Raw genomic sequence first — 17,535 nt, forward strand, 5'->3', positions numbered from 1 at the left:
CTGCAGCGTGATTAGTTGGTTTGGGGAGACGGATGATCGCCCATCCTGGCCGGGTGGGCGATCATTTCCCGTGCGGTGGAGCCTGTCGGCCAGGACGGCCAGGTCAGAAGCCGAGGCTACCGAGGGACCCGGTAGACGGAGGGTCGGTGATGTCGAGGGTGACGGGCAGGGTGGCATCGTCACCGATGCCGTTGGTGGCCGTGACGGTGAACGCGAACTGTCCTGCGGCAGTGGGGGTGCCGGACAGGACTCCATCGGCACTGATAGTCAGCCCATCAGGCAGGGGCCCGGCGGTGACGGTGGTGGGGGCAGGCTCTCCGGTGAGGGTGATGGCGTACTCGTAGGGTTGCCCGACGACACCGGCCGGGGGTGTGCCGGTCATTGTGGGTGCCGCGTCGATCGCGAGCACCGACACCGTGTCACCGCGTGCGTTGGTGATGAAAGCGTGGGTGCCGTCGGGGGTGATCGCCAGCCCGGTCGGCTCGTCGCCGACGTCGATGGTGTTCGTGACGTCGTGGGTGGTGGTGTCGAGCACCGACACCGTGTCGTCGAGGGTGTTGGTGACGTAGGCACGGGTGCCGTCGGGTGTTATCGCCACCCCGTGCGGTCCGTCGCCGACTTCGATGGTGGCGACGCTGTTGGTGGTGGTGTCGAGCACCGACACCGTGTCGCCAAAGTTGTTGGTGATGTAGGCGTGGCTGCCGCCGGGGGTGATCGCCACCCCGGTCGGTCCGTCGCCGACGTCGATGGTGGTGACGCTGTTGGTGGTGGTGTCGAGCACCGACACCGTGTCGCTGGAGGCGTTGGTGATGTAGACGCGCTTGCCGTCGGGGGTTATCGCCACCGCGTTCGGGGAGTCGCCGACGCCAATGGTGTTGGTGACGTCTTGGGTGGTGGTGTTGAGCACCGACACCATGTCGCGGGTGAGATTGGTGACGTAGACGTGGGTGCCGTCGGAGGTGATCGCCATTCTCAGCGGGTATTTGCCGACCTCGATGGTGGCGGTGACGTCGTAGGTGGCGGTGTCGATCACCGACACCGTGCCGCCACCGAAGTTGGCCACGTAGGCGTGGGTGCCGTCGGGGGCGATCGCCACCTCGTACGGATTGTCGCCGACGTAGATGGTGGTGGTGACGTCGTTGGTGGTGGTGTCGATAACCGACACCGAGTTCGAGTCTCGGTTGGCAACGTAAGCGTGGGTGCCGTCGGGGGTGATCGCCACCCCGTCCGGGCCGGTACCGACGTCGATGGTGGTGGTGACGGTATCGGCGTGCACGGCCGGGGTGGCCGTGAGCATCAGCCCCGCTGCCAGAGCGGCGACCAACCCTGCCGCGCGCCGTGGCGCGGTACGGGGCTCCACCCACGGGCCGGTGACGCGACGGGGGGAGTCGGCAATGGTGGTGTGCAACATCGTGATAGGACTCCTTCGAAGGGCATGAGGGTGTCGGGGCACCGGCATCTCTGGTGGTCCGAGCCTGTCGGTCAGGACGGCCAGCTCAGTGAGCCGAGGCTGCCGACCGACCCGGTCGACGGTGCGTCGTCGATCTCGATTACCGACACGGTGTTGTCGTTGTTGTTGGTGACGTAGGCGTGGGTGTTGCCGGGGGTGATCGCCACCCCGTACGGTCCGTCGCCTACGTCGATGGTGGTGACGGCGTGGGTGGTGGTGTCGAGCACCGAGAGTGCGTTGCGCCCCGGATGGGTGACGTAGGCGTGGTTGCCGCCGGGGGTGATCGCCACCTCGTACGGTCCGTCGCCGACGTCGATGGTGGTGACGGCGTGGGTGGTGGTGTCGAGCACCGACACCACATCGCCGTTGTAGTGGGTGATGAAGGCGTGGTTGCCGCCGGGGGTGATCGCCACCGCGTTCGGGCCGAAGCCGACGTCGATGGTGGTGACGGCGTGGGTGGTGGTGTCGATCACCGACACCGTGTTGTCGTAGTTGTTGGTGACGTAGGCGCGTTTGCCGTTGGGGGTGATTGCCACCGCGGACGGTCCATCGCCGACGTCGATGGTGGTGACGGCGTGGGTGGTGGTATCGATCACCGACACCGTGTCGCCGCGGAGGTTGGTGACGTAGGCGCGTTTGCCTTTGGGGGTGATTGCCACAGCGGACGGTTCGTCGCCGACGGCGATGGTGGTGACGGCGTGGGTGGTGGTGTCGATCACTGACACCGTGTCGCCGCGGAGGTTGGTGACGTAGGCGTTGGTGCCGTTGGGAGTGATCGCCACCCCGTACGGGAAGGCGCCGAGATCGATGGTGGTGACGGCGTGGGTGGTGGTGTCGATCACAGACACCGAGTCGCCGAAGTTGTTGGTGACGTAGGCGTGCGTGCCGTCGGGGGTGATCGCCACGCCGTCCGGGCCGCTGCCCACGTCGATGGTGGTGACGGTGTCGGCGTGCGCGGCCGGAACCGCAGTGAGTATCAGCCCCGCTGCCAGCACGGCGACCAACCCTGTCGCGCGCCATCGTCCGGTTAGGGGCCCCGCCTCCGGGTCGCCCCCGTAGCGGGACGGGTCGATAGTGCTGGTGTGTGACATCGAGGCGGGACTCCTTCGAAGGATGAAAGGGTTTCTGGGCACCGGCATCTCAGGGCTCTGCACGCGCGGGGCACCGAGAGATGGAAACGAACAGTGTTTCTTCGCGGCTGCGGACTATACGGGTCCTGCCGGTGCAGTGTGGGTTATTCGTCCGAATCGGCACGTCCCGCAGTGGGCAAGGTCAAAGGGTTCATTTCGTGGAACCGCGGGTGCGGGGACGGGCGCAAATCAGGGAGCAGATATTGGATGTCACAAAACGCCACGTGCGGGTCTTCTGCTGCACTCGATTTCAGATTGGCATCACGGTTTCGAGTCACAGGCGGCCTTTTCATGGATGGATTGAAATTCTCGGCTTCTGTTGTTTGGCGGCCGGTGCCCGACCAGTGGACGGAGGTCATGGCCGCCTACTCAGGATTAGGAGCGGGCGGCCATACGGCAGGCGGTCCGAGCCCGTCGGTCAGGACGGTCAGGCCAGAGAGCCGAGTTCGCCGAGCGATCCGGTCGACGATGCGTCTGTGATGTCGAGGGTGACGGGCAGGGTGGCGTCGTCACCGATGCCGTTGCTTGCGGTGACAGTGAACGCGAATTGCCCGGCGGTGGTGGGGGTGCCGGTCAGGACACCATCGGAGAGGAGTGTCAACCCGTCTGGCAGTGTCCCGGCGGTGACGGAGGTAGTGGCGGTGGGCTTCCCGGTGAGTGTGAAGGCGTGCTCGTAGGGTTGCCCGATGGTACCGACTGGGGGTGTGCCGGCCAGTGTCGGTGCCCGGCCGATTGCAATCACCAACACCGTGTTGTCGTAGGAGTTGGTGACGTAGGCGTGAGTGCCGTCGGGGGTGATCGCCACTCCCTCGGGGCCGTAGTCGACGGCGATGGTGGCGACGGCGTGGGTGGTGGTGTCGATCACCGACACGGTGCAGTTGCCGTGGGTGATGTAGGCGTGGGTGCCGTCGGGGTTGATCGCCACCCCGCAAGGGCCGTCGCCGACGGCGATGGTGGTGGTAACGGTGTGGGTGGTGGTGTCGATCACCGACACGGTGTCGTACCCGTGGGTGATGTAGGCGTGGGTGCCGTCGGGGGTGATCGCGACGCCGTGAGCGCGGTAGCCGACGTCGATGGTGGCGACGGTGTGGGTGGTGGTGTCGATCACCGACACCGTGCCGTCGTCGCAGTTCGTGACGTAGGCATGGGTGCCGCCGGGGGTGATCGCCACCCATTGAGGGCCGTCGCCGACGGCGATGGTGGTGGTTTCGGTGTGGGTGGTGGTGTCGAGCACCGACACCGTGTTGTCCCAGTAGTTGGCGACGTAGGCGTGGGTGCCGTCGGTGGTGATCGCCACCCCGCGAGGTCCGTCGCCGACGGCGATCGTGGCGACGGTGGTGTGGGTGGTGGTGTCGATCACCGACACTGTGTCACCGTCGGCGTGGGTGATGTAGGCGTGGGTGCCGTCGGGGGTGATTGCCACCCCGCTAGGGCTGTCCCATGTGTCGATGGTGTCGTCGATGGTGGTGACGGTGTGGGTGGTGGTGTCGATCACGGACACGGTGTTGTCGGCACTGTTGACGACGCAGGCGAGGGTGCCGTCGGGGGTGATCGTCACTTCGTGAGGACCGTAGCCGACGGCGATGGTGGTGGTGACGGTGTGGGTGGTGGTGTCGATCACGGACACGGTGTGGTCGGCACGGTTGGTGACGTAGGCGAGGGTGCCGTCGGGGGTGATCGCTAGTCCGGTCGGTTCGTCGCCGACGTCGATGGTGGTGACGTCATGTGTGGTGGTGTCGAGCACCGACACGGTGTGGTCGGCACTGTTGGTGACGTAGGCGTGGGTGCCGTCGGGGGTGATCGCCACTTCGTGAGGACCGTCGCCGACGGCGATGGTGGTGGCGACGGTGTGGGTGGTGGTGTCGATCACGGACACGGTGTGGTCGGCACGGTTGGTGACGTAGGCGTGGGTGCCGTCGGGGGTGATCGCTAGTCCGGTCGGTTCGTCGCCGACGGCGATGGTGTTGGTGATGGTCTTGGCGGCGGCGTCGATCCTCGACGCGTGGTGGTCGTAGTAGTTGGCAACGTGGGTGTGGGTGTCGTCGGGGGTGATCGCGACGCCGTGAGGCCCGTCGCCTGCGTCGGTGGTGGCGGTGTCGAGCACCGACACGGTGTTGTCGTAGAAGTTGGTGACGTAGGCGTGGGTGCCGTCGGGGGTGATCGCCACTCCCTCGGGGCCGTCGCCGACGGCGATGGTGGTGGTGACGGTGTGGCTGGTGGTGTCGATCACCGACACGGTGTGGTCGGCAATGTTGGTGACGTAGGCGTGGGTGCCGTCGGGGGTGATCGCCACCCCGCAAGGGCCGTCGCCGACGTCGATGGTGGTGGTAACGGTGTGGCTGGTGGTGTCGATCACAGACACCGGACCGACCCAGAGGTTCGTGACGTAGGCGTGGGTGCCGTCGGGGGTGATCGCCACCCCGTACGGTCTGTCGCCCACAGCGATCGTGGTAGCGGCGGTGTGGGTGGTGGTGTCGATCACCGACACGGTGTGGTCGGCACAGTTGGTGACGTAGGTGTGGGTGCCGTCGGGGGTGATCGCCACTTCGTGAGGGCCGTCGCCGACGTCGATGGTGGTGGTTTCGGCGTGGGTGGTGGTGTCGATCACGGATACGGTGTGGTCGGCACGGTTGACGACGTAGGCGTAGGTGCCGTCGGGGGTGATCGCCACTCCCTCGGGGCCTTTGCCGACGTCGATGGTGGTGGTTTCGGTGTGGGTGGTGGTGTCGAGCACCGACACGGTGTTGTCCCAGTAGTTGGCGACGTAGGCGTGGGTGCCATCGGGGGTGATCGCCACTCCCTCGCCGCCGTTGCCGACGTCGATGGTGGTGGTTTCGGTGTGGGTGGTGGTGTCGATCACCGACACAGTGCTGTAGCCGTTGATGTAGGCGTGGGTGCCGTCGGGGGTGATCGCGACGCCGCGAGGGCTGTCGCAGACGTCGATGGTGGTGGCGTTGTCGGCGGCGTAGAACGCCGACACGGTGTTGTCGTAGAAGTCGGCACTGTAGACGGGGGTGCCGTCGGGGGTGATCGCTACATCGGCTACCCGGAGGGCGGCGAGTCCAGCCATGTGCCATCGCTCGGTTCCAGGTTTCGCTTCCAGGTCATCCCCGCGACGGGCAGTGTCGACAATGCTGTTGTGCGACATCGTGATCGAACTAGCGTCGATCGCGATCACCGACACCGAATGACTCGAGTAGTTGGTGATGTAGGCGTGGGTGCCGTCGGGGGTGATCGCCGCCCACCGCCGGAAGTTGACGATGTCGATGGTGGTGGTGACGTCGTGGGTGGTGGTGTCGATCACCCACACGGTGTCGTTGCAGAGGCTGGCGGCGTAGGCGTAGGTGCCGTCGGGGGTGATGGCCATTTCGGTCGGGCAGACACCGACGTCGATGGTGATGGTGACGGTATGGGTGGTGGTGTCGATCACGGACACGGTGTTGTCGGCACTGATGGCTATGTAGGCGTGGGTGCCGTCGGGGGTGATTACCACACTCTCCGGGCCGCAGCCGACGTCGATGCTGGTGACGGTGTGGGTGGTGGTGTCGATCACCGACACGGTGTTGTCGTAGAAGTTGGTGACGTAGGCGTGGGTGCCGTCGGGGGTGATCGCGACCCAGCCAGGGCCGTCGCCGACGGCGATGGTGGTGACGGTGTGGGTGGTGGTGTCGATCACCGACACGGTGTTGTCGGCCTTGTTGACGACGTAGGCGTGGGAGCCGTCGGGGGTGATCGCCACTCCCTCGGGGCCGCCGCCGACGTCGATCGTGCTGGTGGCGGTGTGGGTGGTGGTGTCGATCACCGACACGGTGTTGTCGGCATTGTTGACGACGTAGGCGTGGGTGCCGTCGGGAGTGATTGCCACCTCTGTCGGGCGGTCGCCGACGTCGATGGTGGTGGCGTTGGTGGTGGCGGTATGGAGTACCGATACGGAATCGCCGCCGTGGTCGATCACATAGACATGGGTGCCGCGGGGGGTGATCGTCACATCGTTTACCAGGGCGGCAGTGAATCCAGCCACGCTCCGTCGCCTGGCGCCAGGTTCCGCCTCCGGGCTGCCACCGCGACTGGTATTGGCGGCAATACTGCTGTGCGACATCGTGATTGGACTCCTTTGAAGGATGAAAGGGCGCATGGGCACCGACATCTCATGGGGGCTCATCGCGCGCCGAATGCCGAGAGGCGGGGGCCGAACAGTCTTTCTGCGCGGATGGAGACTATACGGGCCCGACCGGTGCAGTGTTGATCATTTCTTCCGGATCGGTACGTTCCGCAGCGGCGAGGTCACGGGTCTTCCTGCCGCGGCGCTGAGAATGCCTTTCGCTTCCACTGTTGCCCAAACCATTTCGCAGGGCAAGATCGCTTGCTTCAGCGGCGGTGATGGACCAGGCGAGGTTGCTGTCCAGGCGTTCTGCGTGGACTTGATACCGGCGCGGTACCTACGGATCGTCGGACGCGTGGCATCCAAGTGGTTTCGACGAGGTCCGCGACCGGTAGTGGTGCGAATGAAGTTGCAGGGCATGACGTTGCAGGCAACGGGCGGGTGCCAAAGGAAGCTGTCGGGTCCTTCAAGTTGTGCGGCACACCAGTTGGCGATCCACGGGCGCCCCACCGTTACTCGGGTTCCGGTCAAGGTCGATTTTCCCGCTCCTGAGCCGAACAACCCGTAGCAGAATAGGCTGAAAGCAGGTGGGGCCTGACTCGGCTGGGAAGGTTCTGATGCGCGAGGTGCTGGCAGATCTGATGGCGGTGTGGACCGCAGGTGGAACGGCGGGAGTTGGAACCGTGGTCCGCACGTTCCACTCGGCACCGCGACCGCCCGGGGCATCGATGATCGTGGCACCGGATGGGAGCGTCTCCGGGTCGGTGTCAGGCGGGTGCGTCGAGGGGGCTGTCTACGACCTGGCCGTGGAGGTCACCGAATCGGGAGTGCCGGTGTTGCAGCGGTACGGAGTCAGCGACGAGAATGCCTTCTCGGTAGGACTGACCTGCGGCGGAACCATCGACATCTTTGTCGAACCGGTATCGCGCGAGCGTTTTCCCGAGTTGCGTGACGTGGCCGCCGACATCGACGAGCACCGCCCGGTCGCCGTGGCAACGGTGATCGCACACCCGGATGCCAAGAGGATCGGGCGTCGGTTGGTTGTGTGGCCCGAGGAACGCAGCGGTTCATTGGGCTCTGCCCGTGCGGATTGCGCCGTCACCGATGATGCGCGCGGCATGCTCGCGGCAGGCATCAGCACGGTGTTGACGTACGGGGCGGACGGACAGCGCCGCGGCGAGGGTATGGAAGTGTTCGTTGCCAGCTACGCGCCCAGGCCTCGCATGCTCGTGTTCGGTGCAATCGACTTCGCCGCCGCCGTGGCCCGGCAGGGTGCATTCATGGGATATCGGGTAACGGTCTGTGATGCGCGCCCCGTATTCGCGACAACTGCGCGATTCCCGACGGCGGACGAGGTAGTCGTCGAGTGGCCGCATCGGTATCTCGCTGAGCAGGCTGATTCCGGCGCAATCGACAGTCGGACGGTGATCTGTGTGCTCACCCACGATCCGAAGTTCGACGTCCCGCTGCTCGAGACGGCGCTGCGCTTGCCCGAGGTCGCATATATCGGGGCCATGGGATCGCGCCGAACCGACACGGACAGGCGCGAACGCCTCCGCGAGGCCGGTTTGAGTGACTCCGAACTGGCTCGGTTGTCCAGCCCGATCGGACTCGACATCGGCGCCCGGACACCGGAGGAGACGGCAGTATCGATCGCGGCCGAGATCATTGCGCACCGGTGGGGAGGTACCGGACGCCGACTCGCGGAGGCGAGTGGACGGATTCACCACGATGAGCCGGTCGACTCTCGCGTCGATCACGCCTGACTCCGAGCCGGGACTCCACGGCCCGACGGGCGATCCAGAGCGCCTGACCGACCCATCCATGGTTCATGCGCAAGGAAGCTCGAGATCCTCGAGAATTCCCGTTCTTTTACCAAGGCAATGCATTTGGGCGATGAAACCTGTCCTGGATTTTGGTGCAATCAGCGCACTCCGGATGAGGTGTTTGCCCTGGGCTTGACGGGCAACCCGTTCTTGCGCAGTCTGAAAGGATCCCCCCTTGTGAGGAAGGCCACAATGCAAGTTCCAGGGAAATTTGAGTATGAGCGTGCAACGCGCGTCGAAGACGCAATCGGCCTGCTCGACCGACTGGGCGAAGAAGCTCGACTCGTTGCGGGTGGACACAGTCTGCTTCCGATGATGAAGCTTCGCCTCGCCAACCCCGAGTACCTCATCGATATCAACGACCTCGAGGGTGAACTCGGGTATATCACGACAGAGCCGAAGAAGGTACGAATCGGCGCGATGGTGCGGCACCGTCGGCTCCTGGAATCGGACGAACTCGCGGCGGTGTTTCCCTCTTTCCGTGACGCGGAGAAGGTGATCGCCGACCCGGTGGTGCGCAACCGGGGGACGATCGGCGGATCACTGTGCCAGGCCGATCCCGCCGAGGACCTCACGACCGTGTGTGAGGTCCTCGATGCTACGTGCGTGGTGCAGGGTCCCGGCGGACGCCGCGAAATCCCCGTGTCCGGCTTCGAGGTCGGACCGTACGAGACAGCGCTCGAGCACAACGAGATGCTCATCGAGATCGTGATTCCGGTGCACAGCCACAGTTCGAGCGCGTACGCCAAGGTCGAACGCCGGACCGGGGATTGGGCAGTGGCGGCAGCCGGATCCGCCGTCACCGTGGAGGGTGGTGAGATCGCACGTGCCGCGGTCGGCCTGACCGCTGTCGAACCGGACCCGTCCGGACTCGCGTCGGTCGCGGACTACCTCGTCGGTCGTCCTCCCTCCGAAGAGACGTTTGCACAGGCCGGAGCACTCGCTGCGCAGGCCTGCGCGCCCATCGGCGACGTGCGCGGCACGGCGGACTACAAGCGTCATCTCGCGTCTGAACTCACGATCCGAACCCTTCGTACCTCGGTCGACCGGGTGCTCCGCAGCGACGTCGAGCACGAGTAGAGCTAAGGAAGAGGAATAGCCATGCAGGTGAACATGACCGTCAACGGGGACTCGGTGACCGCCGACGTCGAACCACGCATGCTGTTGGTTCACTTCCTTCGGGACCAGCTAGGTCTGACCGGAACGCACTGGGGGTGCGACACCAGCAACTGCGGAACGTGTGTCGTGACCGTGGACGGAGATCCGGTGAAGTCGTGCACGATGCTCGCGGCGATGGCCGGCGGACACGACGTCCGCACGGTCGAAGGTCTGGAGCAGGACGGCGAACTCGATCCCGTCCAAGAGGGATTCATGCAGTGCCACGGACTGCAGTGCGGGTTCTGCACCCCAGGAATGATGATGACGGCGCGGGCTCTGCTCGACCGGAACGAGAGCCCGGACGAGGCGACGATCCGGGAAGCGATTTCCGGGCAGATCTGTCGTTGCACCGGTTACACCACGATCGTGCGATCGATTCAGTGGGCCGCCGAGCATCGTGACGGCAAGTCCGCCGAGAGCGCGTCCCAGACGAAAGACGAACACGCAGGAAGTGCGTCATGACAAGCACCGATTCACGTCCGGCGCCCGGTGGCGTCGAACTGGAAGACAACGACAAGAAGCCCTGCGGCCACGGCCGCATGCTCCGCAAGGAGGATCCCAGGTTCATCCGAGGTGTCGGCAACTATATCGACGACATCACCCTCCCGGGGATGCTTCACCTTGCGATTCTGCGCTCGCCCGTCGCTCACGCGCGGATCGTGAGCATAGATACCACTGCGGCACAAGAGCTTCCGAAGGTCAAGGCGGTCGTGACAGGTGCGGATCTCGCTGAGAAGAATCTCGCGTGGATGCCGACGCTATCCAACGACGTCCAGGCCGTCCTCGCTACCGACAGGGTGCGCTTCCAGGGTCAAGAGGTCGCGTTCGTCGTCGCCGAAGATCGCTATGCCGCCCGGGATGCACTGGAGCTGATCGACGTCGAGTACGACATGCTCGACCCCGTCGTCGACGTCCGCACGGCGCTGTCCCCGGACGCTCCCATCATCCGCACCGACCTCGACGGCAAGAAGGATAATCACTGTTTCGATTGGGAGACAGGCGATGCCGAGGCAACCGCCGCAGCATTTGCGAAGGCGGACCTCGTGACGAAGCAGGAGATCGTCTACCCCAGAGTGCATCCGGCGCCGATGGAGACGTGCGGCGCGATCGCGGACGTCGACCGAGTCTCAGGCAAGCTGACGCTGTATTCCACCTCGCAGGCTCCGCACGCACACCGGACGGTATACGCCCTCGTCTCGGGTATCCCGGAACACAAGATCCGGGTGGTCTCCCCGGACATCGGCGGAGGATTCGGGAACAAGGTCCCGATCTACCCCGGATACGTGTGCGCGATCGTCGCCTCGCTCGTGTTAGGCAAGCCGGTGAAGTGGATGGAGGACCGCAGCGAGAACCTCATGAGCACGGGATTTGCCCGCGACTACGTCATGGTCGGCGAGATCGCAGCGACGTCCGAGGGGAAGATGCTCGCAATCCGCACCAAGGTGCTGGCCGATCACGGGGCCTTCAACGGAACCGCCGCGCCATTGAAGTACCCGGCAGGATTCTTCGGCGTCTTCACCGGTAGCTACGACATCGAGGCCGCGCACTGCGCGATGACGGCCGTCTACACGAACAAGGCGCCCGGCGGCGTGGCATATGCCTGTTCATTCCGCATCACCGAGGCCGTCTACATGGTCGAACGACTCGTCGACTGTCTCGCATTCGACCTGAAAATGGATCCGGCGGAACTCCGGCTGAAGAATCTGCTGAGGCCGGATCAGTTCCCCTACACCAGTAAGACGGGGTGGGTGTACGACTCGGGTGACTACGAGACCACCATGCGCAAGGCCATGGACATGATCGGGTACGAACAGTTGAGGAAGGAACAGAAGGAGCGCCGGGAGCGCGGTGAACTGATGGGAATCGGGATGTCCTTCTTCACCGAGGCAGTCGGTGCGGGGCCCAGGAAGGACATGGACATCCTCGGACTGGGCATGGCGGACGGATGCGAGTTGCGCGTGCATCCGACGGGCAAGGCCGTGGTGAGGTTGTCGGTGCAGACCCAGGGACAGGGCCACGAGACGACGTTCGCGCAGATCGTGGCGGAGGAGCTGGGGATTCCGCCGGACGACATCGACGTCGTGCACGGCGATACGGACAACACGCCGTTCGGGCTCGGCACATACGGCAGCCGGTCGACGCCCGTGTCGGGCGCGGCGGCCGCGCTGGTGGCCCGCAAGGTGCGGGACAAGGCGCAGATCATTGCGTCGGGAATGCTGGAGGCCTCGGTCGCGGATCTCGAATGGGAGAAGGGCGAGTTCCACGTCAAAGGTGACCCCTCGGCGAAGGTGACAATTCAGGACATCGCGATGCGGGCGCACGGCGCAGGCGATCTTCCGGAGGGCATCGAGGGCGGGCTCGAAGCCCAGATTTGCTACAACCCAGAGAATCTGACGTATCCCTACGGCGCCTACTTCTGCATCGTCGATGTCGATCCGGGTACCGCGGAAGTGAAGGTGCGGCGGTTCCTCGCCGTTGACGACTGCGGCACCCGTATCAACCCGATGATCATCGAGGGGCAGGTGCACGGGGGCATCGTCGACGGCATCGGTATGGCGTTGATGGAGATCATCGCGTTCGACGACGACGGCAACTGCCTCGGTGGGTCGTTCATGGACTACCTGATCCCCACCGCGCTCGAGGTTCCGCCTCTCGAGACGGGCTTCACCGTCACGCCGTCGCCCCATCACCCGATCGGCGCGAAGGGCGTCGGCGAGTCGGCGACGGTTGGATCACCTGCAGCCGTGGTGAATGCCGTGGTGGACGCGCTGGCCCCATTCAATGTCCGGCACGCCGACATGCCGCTCACCCCGTCGCGGGTGTGGGAAGCCATGCAGGGGCGTGCGACTCCACCAATCTGACTCGTGCTCACCTGAATCGGCAGGAGGTTCGATGGAAATAGGTCCGATGGATCTGAAGGAGCGCGCGGAGCAACTGACGCGCGATCGCAGGCCGTTCGTTCACGCCACGGTGGTGCGCGCGCAGCCCCCGACGTCCAGTCACTCCGGTGACGAGGCGATCCTCCTGCAAGACGGGTCGATCGAGGGCTTCGTCGGCGGTCAGTGCGCGCAGAACTCGGTGCGACAGGCGGGCTTGGCGGCGCTGGTGAACAACGAGAGCGTGCTGCTGCGTGTTCTTCCCGACGGCGCTGTGCAATTCCCCGAGGCTCCGGGCGCCTCTGTTGTGGTGAATCCGTGCCTGTCCGGCGGCGCGATGGAGATATTTCTCGAACCGCAATTGCCGGCACCGCTGGTCAGGATCTATGGGGACACACCGATCGCGAACAATTTGGCGAGCATTTCTGCTCTGCTGGGTTTCGACCTCGACAGAAACGACTCTGATATCGAGCACTTCTCCGACACCACGGCGGTGGTACTGGCTGGTCACGGTGGACCGGAACCCGAGACCATCCGCGCTGCGCTCGACGCCGGTGTCGGATACGTCGGCCTCGTTGCCAGTCGGGTTCGAGGCGGCGCGATCCTCGACGAGCTGAATCTGACGGAGGCCGAGCGGGCCCGGGTACACACTCCGGTCGGCCTGAACATCGGTGCCAAGACACCGGCCGAGATCGCGGTGTCGATCGCGGCAGAGTTGGTCAGTGAACTGCGGGTCGGTGGGCTTCGCGCTCCGGTGAACGAATCGGCTGAACCTCCGGCTGTGACCGAGGCAATCGATCCTGTGTGCGGGATGAGCGTGGTGATCGGTGAGAACACCCCGCACCTGAGTCGAGATGGCGAGGACTTCTGGTTTTGCGGGCCGGGCTGTCGAGCGTCGTTCGCGCAGGTGGGGGGCGAGGCATGACGCAGGTATTCGAGGATGTGGCGGAGGTGGTGCGTCGCTTCGATCTCGAGGACTATCTCCTCGATCTCGGCACCGCCTCGGCGCTGTATCTCGCTACCGTGCTACGACGTCCGCTGCTGCTGGAGGGAGAGCCCGGAGTCGGTAAGACGACCGCGGCAAAGGCCCTCGCCAATGTGCTTGGCGCTCCACTGATCCGACTGCAATGCTATGAAGGACTCACGGTAAACGAAGCACTCTACGACTGGAATTACCAGCGGCAGCTACTCACCATCCGGTTGTCCGAGTCGCGGGGCGACAGCCTTACAGAGGACGATTTGTTCACCGAGGAGTTCTTGATTCAACGGGCGATCCTCCAGTGTGTGAGGTATCAAGGGCCGACCCCACCGGTACTCTTGATCGACGAAATCGACCGAGCCGATGACGAATTCGAGGCTCTTCTCCTCGAGTTTCTGGGTGAGGCATCGGTGACTGTCCCCGAGCTGGGAACATTCAAAGCCGAACATGACCCCGTCGTCGTGTTGACATCCAATCGGAGTCGAGACCTGCATGACGCCCTGAGGAGGCGCTGCCTGTACCACTGGATCGACTTTCCGGAGCCCGCCCGGGCCGTTGCGATCGTGCGTCGCACCGTGCCGGTGGCTCAGGAACTCCTCATCGAGCACGCCACAAGATTCGTGGGCCAGGCACGCGAACTCGACCTCGACAAGCCGCCTGGCATCGCGGAAACGATCGACTGGGTTTCGGCGCTCGCCGCGTTAGGTGTCTCCGATCTGGTTCGAGACGACGCGTTCCGTAGCCTGAGCGCGCTTGCCAAGACGCCGGATGACCGCACGACAATCCAGGACGCTTTCGCCGACTACACGCACGGTCTGGCCACACGATGAAAGGGCAGATGCCATGAAGATTGCCAACGAATTCACTGTCAGCGCACCGATCGACAAGGCGTGGGAGGTGCTCTGCGATCTCGATGAGGTCGCCCCGCTGCTACCTGGTGCACAGATGACCGGACGGGAGGGGGACGACTACCTGGGTAAGGTCAAGGTGAAGGTAGGGCCGGTGACGAGCGAGTTCAAAGGCAAGGCGGCCTTCGTCGTCCGTGACGAGAAGAAGCATCGTGCCGTTATTGATGCGAGCGGGCGTGAATCACGGGGATCGGGCAATGCGTCTGCAACCATCACCGCGCAGTTGTACGAAGTGGACAACGGTACCCGAGTCACAGTTGACACCGACATGAAGATCGTCGGCAAGCTCGCACAATTCGGTAGCGGCATGCTTACGCAGGTGTCGGAGAAACTCCTCGGACAGTTCGCGCAGTCACTGGAAAATAAGTTGACAGGTGCCCCCGAGGATCAGACGCAGCCCGGTGCAGAGGGGGTTGCGGGCGCCTCCCCACTCACGGCCGTACACCCGGTAGCCGAGCCGCCCGAGGCGCTGGATCTGATCGAGCTTTCCGGCGCGGCAGGGTGGAAGCGCTACGTTCCAATCGTGGCCGCGGTGCTGGCAGGAATTGTGGTCGCCGTTCTGGTCGGCCGCCGAGGGCGATGACCGCACCTGGACTACTGCGAGGGGTCGACTTGGCGGCGTTCGCCGTGGCACTGGTCGCCAGACTTCGATCCAAGGGAGTCGTCGTCTCTGCCAGTGGTCCAGCGGTTTTCGTGGAGTCCCTACATCTGTCGCCCCCGACTTCGCGGACGCCACTGTATTGGTCCGCACGTCTGACGCTGGTCAACCGCGTGGAGGACCTCGCCGCGTTCGATGCGGTCTTTTCCTCCGTGTTCGACGACGCACTCATGTCGTTGGATCCAGTCGCACGACGTACGACCCCGGGGCGACCGATCTCGCCGACTGGTATCCACGACAGCCGTGACCGGGGCGACGAGGCTGAAGATGCCGACGGCGTGCCGTGGGTGAGGAGACCGGCGATGACGGGCGGCACCGAAGGTTCCGAAGATGACATCGACGACGTGCTCACCGCTGTGCCCGACACCCTTCCCAGCCGTCTTGTCGCGCGTGCGGACGAACCCTTCGCGAAGTTCGACGCCCGCGATCTCCGACTCCTGGGATCATGGCTGGAGAGTGCCGCAGCGCAATGGCCTCGCCGTCGCACCCGCCGTCGCGAACTACATCGCCGTGGTCGCCGTATCAACTTGCGCGCCACCATGAATCGGTCGAGGTCTACGGGATGGGAACCAGTGGTTCTCGCGAGGTCTCGGGCCTGCACTCGCCCGCGTCGCATCGTGATGCTCTGCGACGTGAGCCGATCGATGCAGCCGTACGCAGCGATCTATCTGCATCTGATGCGGGCGGCCGTGCAGCGGCCTTCCGCAGCCAAGCCGGAGGTGTTCGCCTTCTCGACGTCGTTGACGCGATTGACACCGGTACTCGCCCACCGGAGTGCGGAGACTGCGGTTCGGAAGGCGAACGCCGCGGTGGTCGACAGGTTCGGCGGCACCCATATCGCAGGCAGCTTGGGCGAACTGCTGGCATCGCCGCACGGCAACGCATTGCGTGGTGCGCTCGTGGTCATCGCCTCCGACGGATGGGACAGCGACGACCCGGACCGCCTCGCGCACATGCTGGCGCGCGTGCGGCGCCGCGCACACAGTCTGATCTGGCTCAACCCTCGCGCCGGCGACCCACACTTCCGCCCGCTCGCTGGATCCATGGCAGCTGCGCTGCCCTTCTGCGATGCTTTCCTCCCCGCGCATTCGGTGTCTGCGCTCCGCGACGTTTTGGGCGTTATCGGCCACGTGGAATAAGCCGGCGAGGCGTTTCCACGTCGTCAAGGTGTGGCGTTTCCACGCCGTCAAGGTGTGGCGTTTCCACGCCAAGGGTGCCTGGTCGCGACGGCGCCTGTCCCGCAAGCTCGAAGGGACGGCGCACACGGACCCGGGATTCTCAAAAGGAATTCGGAAGTCGGACAAGGGAACACCACTCCCACCTCCGAGCCGGTCCTACGGGCGCTGTTCAACGGTGTTGGATGGCGAGACGCAGGCCTCGGCCGAACGGTCGGGGCTTGGGTCGTGTCGACATCGGGCCTGCCGTCGAGTTCGTTGTTCGTGCCGGTTCCCGATCGCTAGGACTGCGTGCCACCGGGATCGGACCGACCTTCGGCCTCGTCGCGTTCGGCCCACTCCAGCAGGTGCTCGATCGAGTACGCCGCATCGTCGATCCCTGCGTGCAGGTCACCGAGTTCCGCGAAGCGCGCGGGTACCGTCGCCATTGTGAAGTCGTGAGGATTCACGTCGTCGATCTCCTCCCAGGTGATCGGAGTGGACACCGTCGCGTCGGGTACACCCCGAACCGAGTAGGCGCAGGCGATGGTGTGATCGCGAGCGTTCTGGTTGTAGTCGACGAACAACTTGCGAGGATCTCGATCCTTGCGCCACCAGGCGGTCGTCACGTCCTGCGGGGCTCGCCGCTCGACCTCGCGGGCAAAGGCCAGGGCAGCTCGCCGGACGTCGCCGAAACCCCACTCGGGGCGGATCCGCACGTAGACGTGGATGCCACTTCCCCCCGATGTCTTCGGCCATCCCGTCGCACCGAGTTCGTCGAGTAACTCGTGCACGACCTTGGCGACGCGCCGCACCGTGTCGAATCCGCACTCGGGCATCGGATCGAGATCGATTCGCCACTCGTCAGGTCGCTCGACATCGGCGCGGCGTGAGTTCCACGGGTGGAACTCGACCGTGGACATCTGTACCGCCCAGATCACGTCCGCCAGGTGAGTCACGCACAGTTCGTCGGCGTGGCGGTTGTAGCGCGGAAAGTTCACTCGAACCGTTTGCACCCAGTCCGGCGCACCCTGCGGTAGCCGTTTCTGGTGGACCTTCTCACCACCGAGTCCGTCGGGAAAGCGGTGCATCATGCAGGGTCGCTCACGCAGGGCGCGCACGATGCCGGGGCCGACGCTCAGATAGTAGTTCGCAAGATCGATTTTTGTGGCACCCGTGGTAGGGAAGTAGATGCGTTCGGGGTTTGAGATTCGCACGGTCCGGTCGCCGACCTCGAGTTCCACAGCGGGGGACTTGCCCTTGCCGGGTGCCATAGAGTCAACCTAATCGGCCC

Annotated in this window: 12 protein-coding genes; 8 read left to right on the forward strand and 4 right to left on the reverse strand. The window is 64.8% G+C overall.

The genetic code is table 11. The annotated features are described in order from the left end of the window. Positions 1-103: 103 nt before the first annotated feature. The 3 genes from AB0I57_RS01610 to AB0I57_RS01620 form a co-directional block, all read right to left on the reverse strand. Positions 104-1,411 carry a beta-propeller fold lactonase family protein gene (locus AB0I57_RS01610; RefSeq protein WP_358328887.1) on the reverse strand — a complete coding sequence of 436 codons (1,308 nt, stop codon included), beginning with the start codon at positions 1,409-1,411 and terminating at the stop codon, positions 104-106. 71 nt (positions 1,412-1,482) lie between these two features. After that, the gene (locus tag AB0I57_RS01615; protein ID WP_358328890.1) at positions 1,483-2,541 is read right to left on the reverse strand and encodes a beta-propeller fold lactonase family protein; all 1,059 of its coding nucleotides are present in this window, start codon (positions 2,539-2,541) and stop codon (positions 1,483-1,485) included. Positions 2,542-3,007: 466 nt separating this feature from the next. After that, a complete protein-coding gene (locus tag AB0I57_RS01620) occupies positions 3,008-6,679 on the reverse strand; it encodes a YncE family protein (protein ID WP_358328893.1) in 3,672 nt (1,223 codons plus the stop codon). A gap of 620 nt (positions 6,680-7,299) precedes the next feature. Between AB0I57_RS01620 and AB0I57_RS01625 the strand changes: the two genes are divergently transcribed. From AB0I57_RS01625 to AB0I57_RS01660, 8 genes are all read left to right on the forward strand, one after another. Further along, complete coding sequence (locus AB0I57_RS01625) at positions 7,300-8,448, forward strand: XdhC/CoxI family protein (RefSeq protein WP_358333029.1); 1,149 nt, start codon at positions 7,300-7,302, stop codon at positions 8,446-8,448. Positions 8,449-8,700: 252 nt separating this feature from the next. After that, positions 8,701-9,588, forward strand: a complete 888-nt coding sequence (locus AB0I57_RS01630; protein WP_358328896.1) for a xanthine dehydrogenase family protein subunit M — start codon at positions 8,701-8,703, stop codon at positions 9,586-9,588. 21 nt (positions 9,589-9,609) lie between these two features. After that, entirely contained in the window at positions 9,610-10,128 is a 519-nt protein-coding gene (locus AB0I57_RS01635) for a (2Fe-2S)-binding protein (protein ID WP_358328899.1), read from the forward strand. Further along, positions 10,125-12,527: an aerobic carbon-monoxide dehydrogenase large subunit gene (locus tag AB0I57_RS01640; RefSeq protein ID WP_358328902.1), complete on the forward strand. Its 2,403-nt coding sequence runs from the start codon at positions 10,125-10,127 to the stop codon at positions 12,525-12,527. The genes AB0I57_RS01635 and AB0I57_RS01640 overlap by 4 nt, the downstream gene beginning before the upstream one ends. Before the next feature lie 46 nt (positions 12,528-12,573). Then, complete coding sequence (locus tag AB0I57_RS01645; protein ID WP_358333032.1) at positions 12,574-13,467, forward strand: XdhC family protein; 894 nt, start codon at positions 12,574-12,576, stop codon at positions 13,465-13,467. Beyond that, positions 13,464-14,351, forward strand: a complete 888-nt coding sequence (locus tag AB0I57_RS01650) for a MoxR family ATPase (RefSeq protein ID WP_358328905.1) — start codon at positions 13,464-13,466, stop codon at positions 14,349-14,351. The genes AB0I57_RS01645 and AB0I57_RS01650 overlap by 4 nt, the downstream gene beginning before the upstream one ends. Before the next feature lie 13 nt (positions 14,352-14,364). Next, positions 14,365-15,012, forward strand: coding sequence for an SRPBCC family protein (locus tag AB0I57_RS01655; RefSeq protein ID WP_358328907.1), 648 nt, complete (start codon positions 14,365-14,367; stop codon positions 15,010-15,012). Further along, positions 15,009-16,226, forward strand: coding sequence for a VWA domain-containing protein (locus tag AB0I57_RS01660; protein ID WP_358328910.1), 1,218 nt, complete (start codon positions 15,009-15,011; stop codon positions 16,224-16,226). The genes AB0I57_RS01655 and AB0I57_RS01660 overlap by 4 nt, the downstream gene beginning before the upstream one ends. A gap of 317 nt (positions 16,227-16,543) precedes the next feature. Here the strand turns inward: AB0I57_RS01660 and ligD are convergent, their stop codons facing one another. Continuing rightward, positions 16,544-17,515, reverse strand: a complete 972-nt coding sequence (ligD, locus tag AB0I57_RS01665) for a non-homologous end-joining DNA ligase (RefSeq protein WP_358328913.1) — start codon at positions 17,513-17,515, stop codon at positions 16,544-16,546. Positions 17,516-17,535: the final 20 nt, after the last annotated feature.

Origin of the sequence: Rhodococcus sp. NPDC049939 (genome assembly GCF_040656415.1) — a bacterium.
Lineage (GTDB): Bacteria > Actinomycetota > Actinomycetes > Mycobacteriales > Mycobacteriaceae > Rhodococcus_F.

Coding starts and splice junctions, on each gene's coding strand:
- AB0I57_RS01610 (WP_358328887.1), bottom strand. CDS start 1,411: ATGTTGCACACCACCATTGCCGACTCCCCCCGTCGCGTCACCGGCCCG.
- AB0I57_RS01615 (WP_358328890.1), bottom strand. CDS start 2,541: ATGTCACACACCAGCACTATCGACCCGTCCCGCTACGGGGGCGACCCG.
- AB0I57_RS01620 (WP_358328893.1), bottom strand. CDS start 6,679: ATGTCGCACAGCAGTATTGCCGCCAATACCAGTCGCGGTGGCAGCCCG.
- AB0I57_RS01625 (WP_358333029.1), top strand. CDS start 7,300: ATGCGCGAGGTGCTGGCAGATCTGATGGCGGTGTGGACCGCAGGTGGA.
- AB0I57_RS01630 (WP_358328896.1), top strand. CDS start 8,701: ATGCAAGTTCCAGGGAAATTTGAGTATGAGCGTGCAACGCGCGTCGAA.
- AB0I57_RS01635 (WP_358328899.1), top strand. CDS start 9,610: ATGCAGGTGAACATGACCGTCAACGGGGACTCGGTGACCGCCGACGTC.
- AB0I57_RS01640 (WP_358328902.1), top strand. CDS start 10,125: ATGACAAGCACCGATTCACGTCCGGCGCCCGGTGGCGTCGAACTGGAA.
- AB0I57_RS01645 (WP_358333032.1), top strand. CDS start 12,574: ATGGATCTGAAGGAGCGCGCGGAGCAACTGACGCGCGATCGCAGGCCG.
- AB0I57_RS01650 (WP_358328905.1), top strand. CDS start 13,464: ATGACGCAGGTATTCGAGGATGTGGCGGAGGTGGTGCGTCGCTTCGAT.
- AB0I57_RS01655 (WP_358328907.1), top strand. CDS start 14,365: ATGAAGATTGCCAACGAATTCACTGTCAGCGCACCGATCGACAAGGCG.
- AB0I57_RS01660 (WP_358328910.1), top strand. CDS start 15,009: ATGACCGCACCTGGACTACTGCGAGGGGTCGACTTGGCGGCGTTCGCC.
- ligD (WP_358328913.1), bottom strand. CDS start 17,515: ATGGCACCCGGCAAGGGCAAGTCCCCCGCTGTGGAACTCGAGGTCGGC.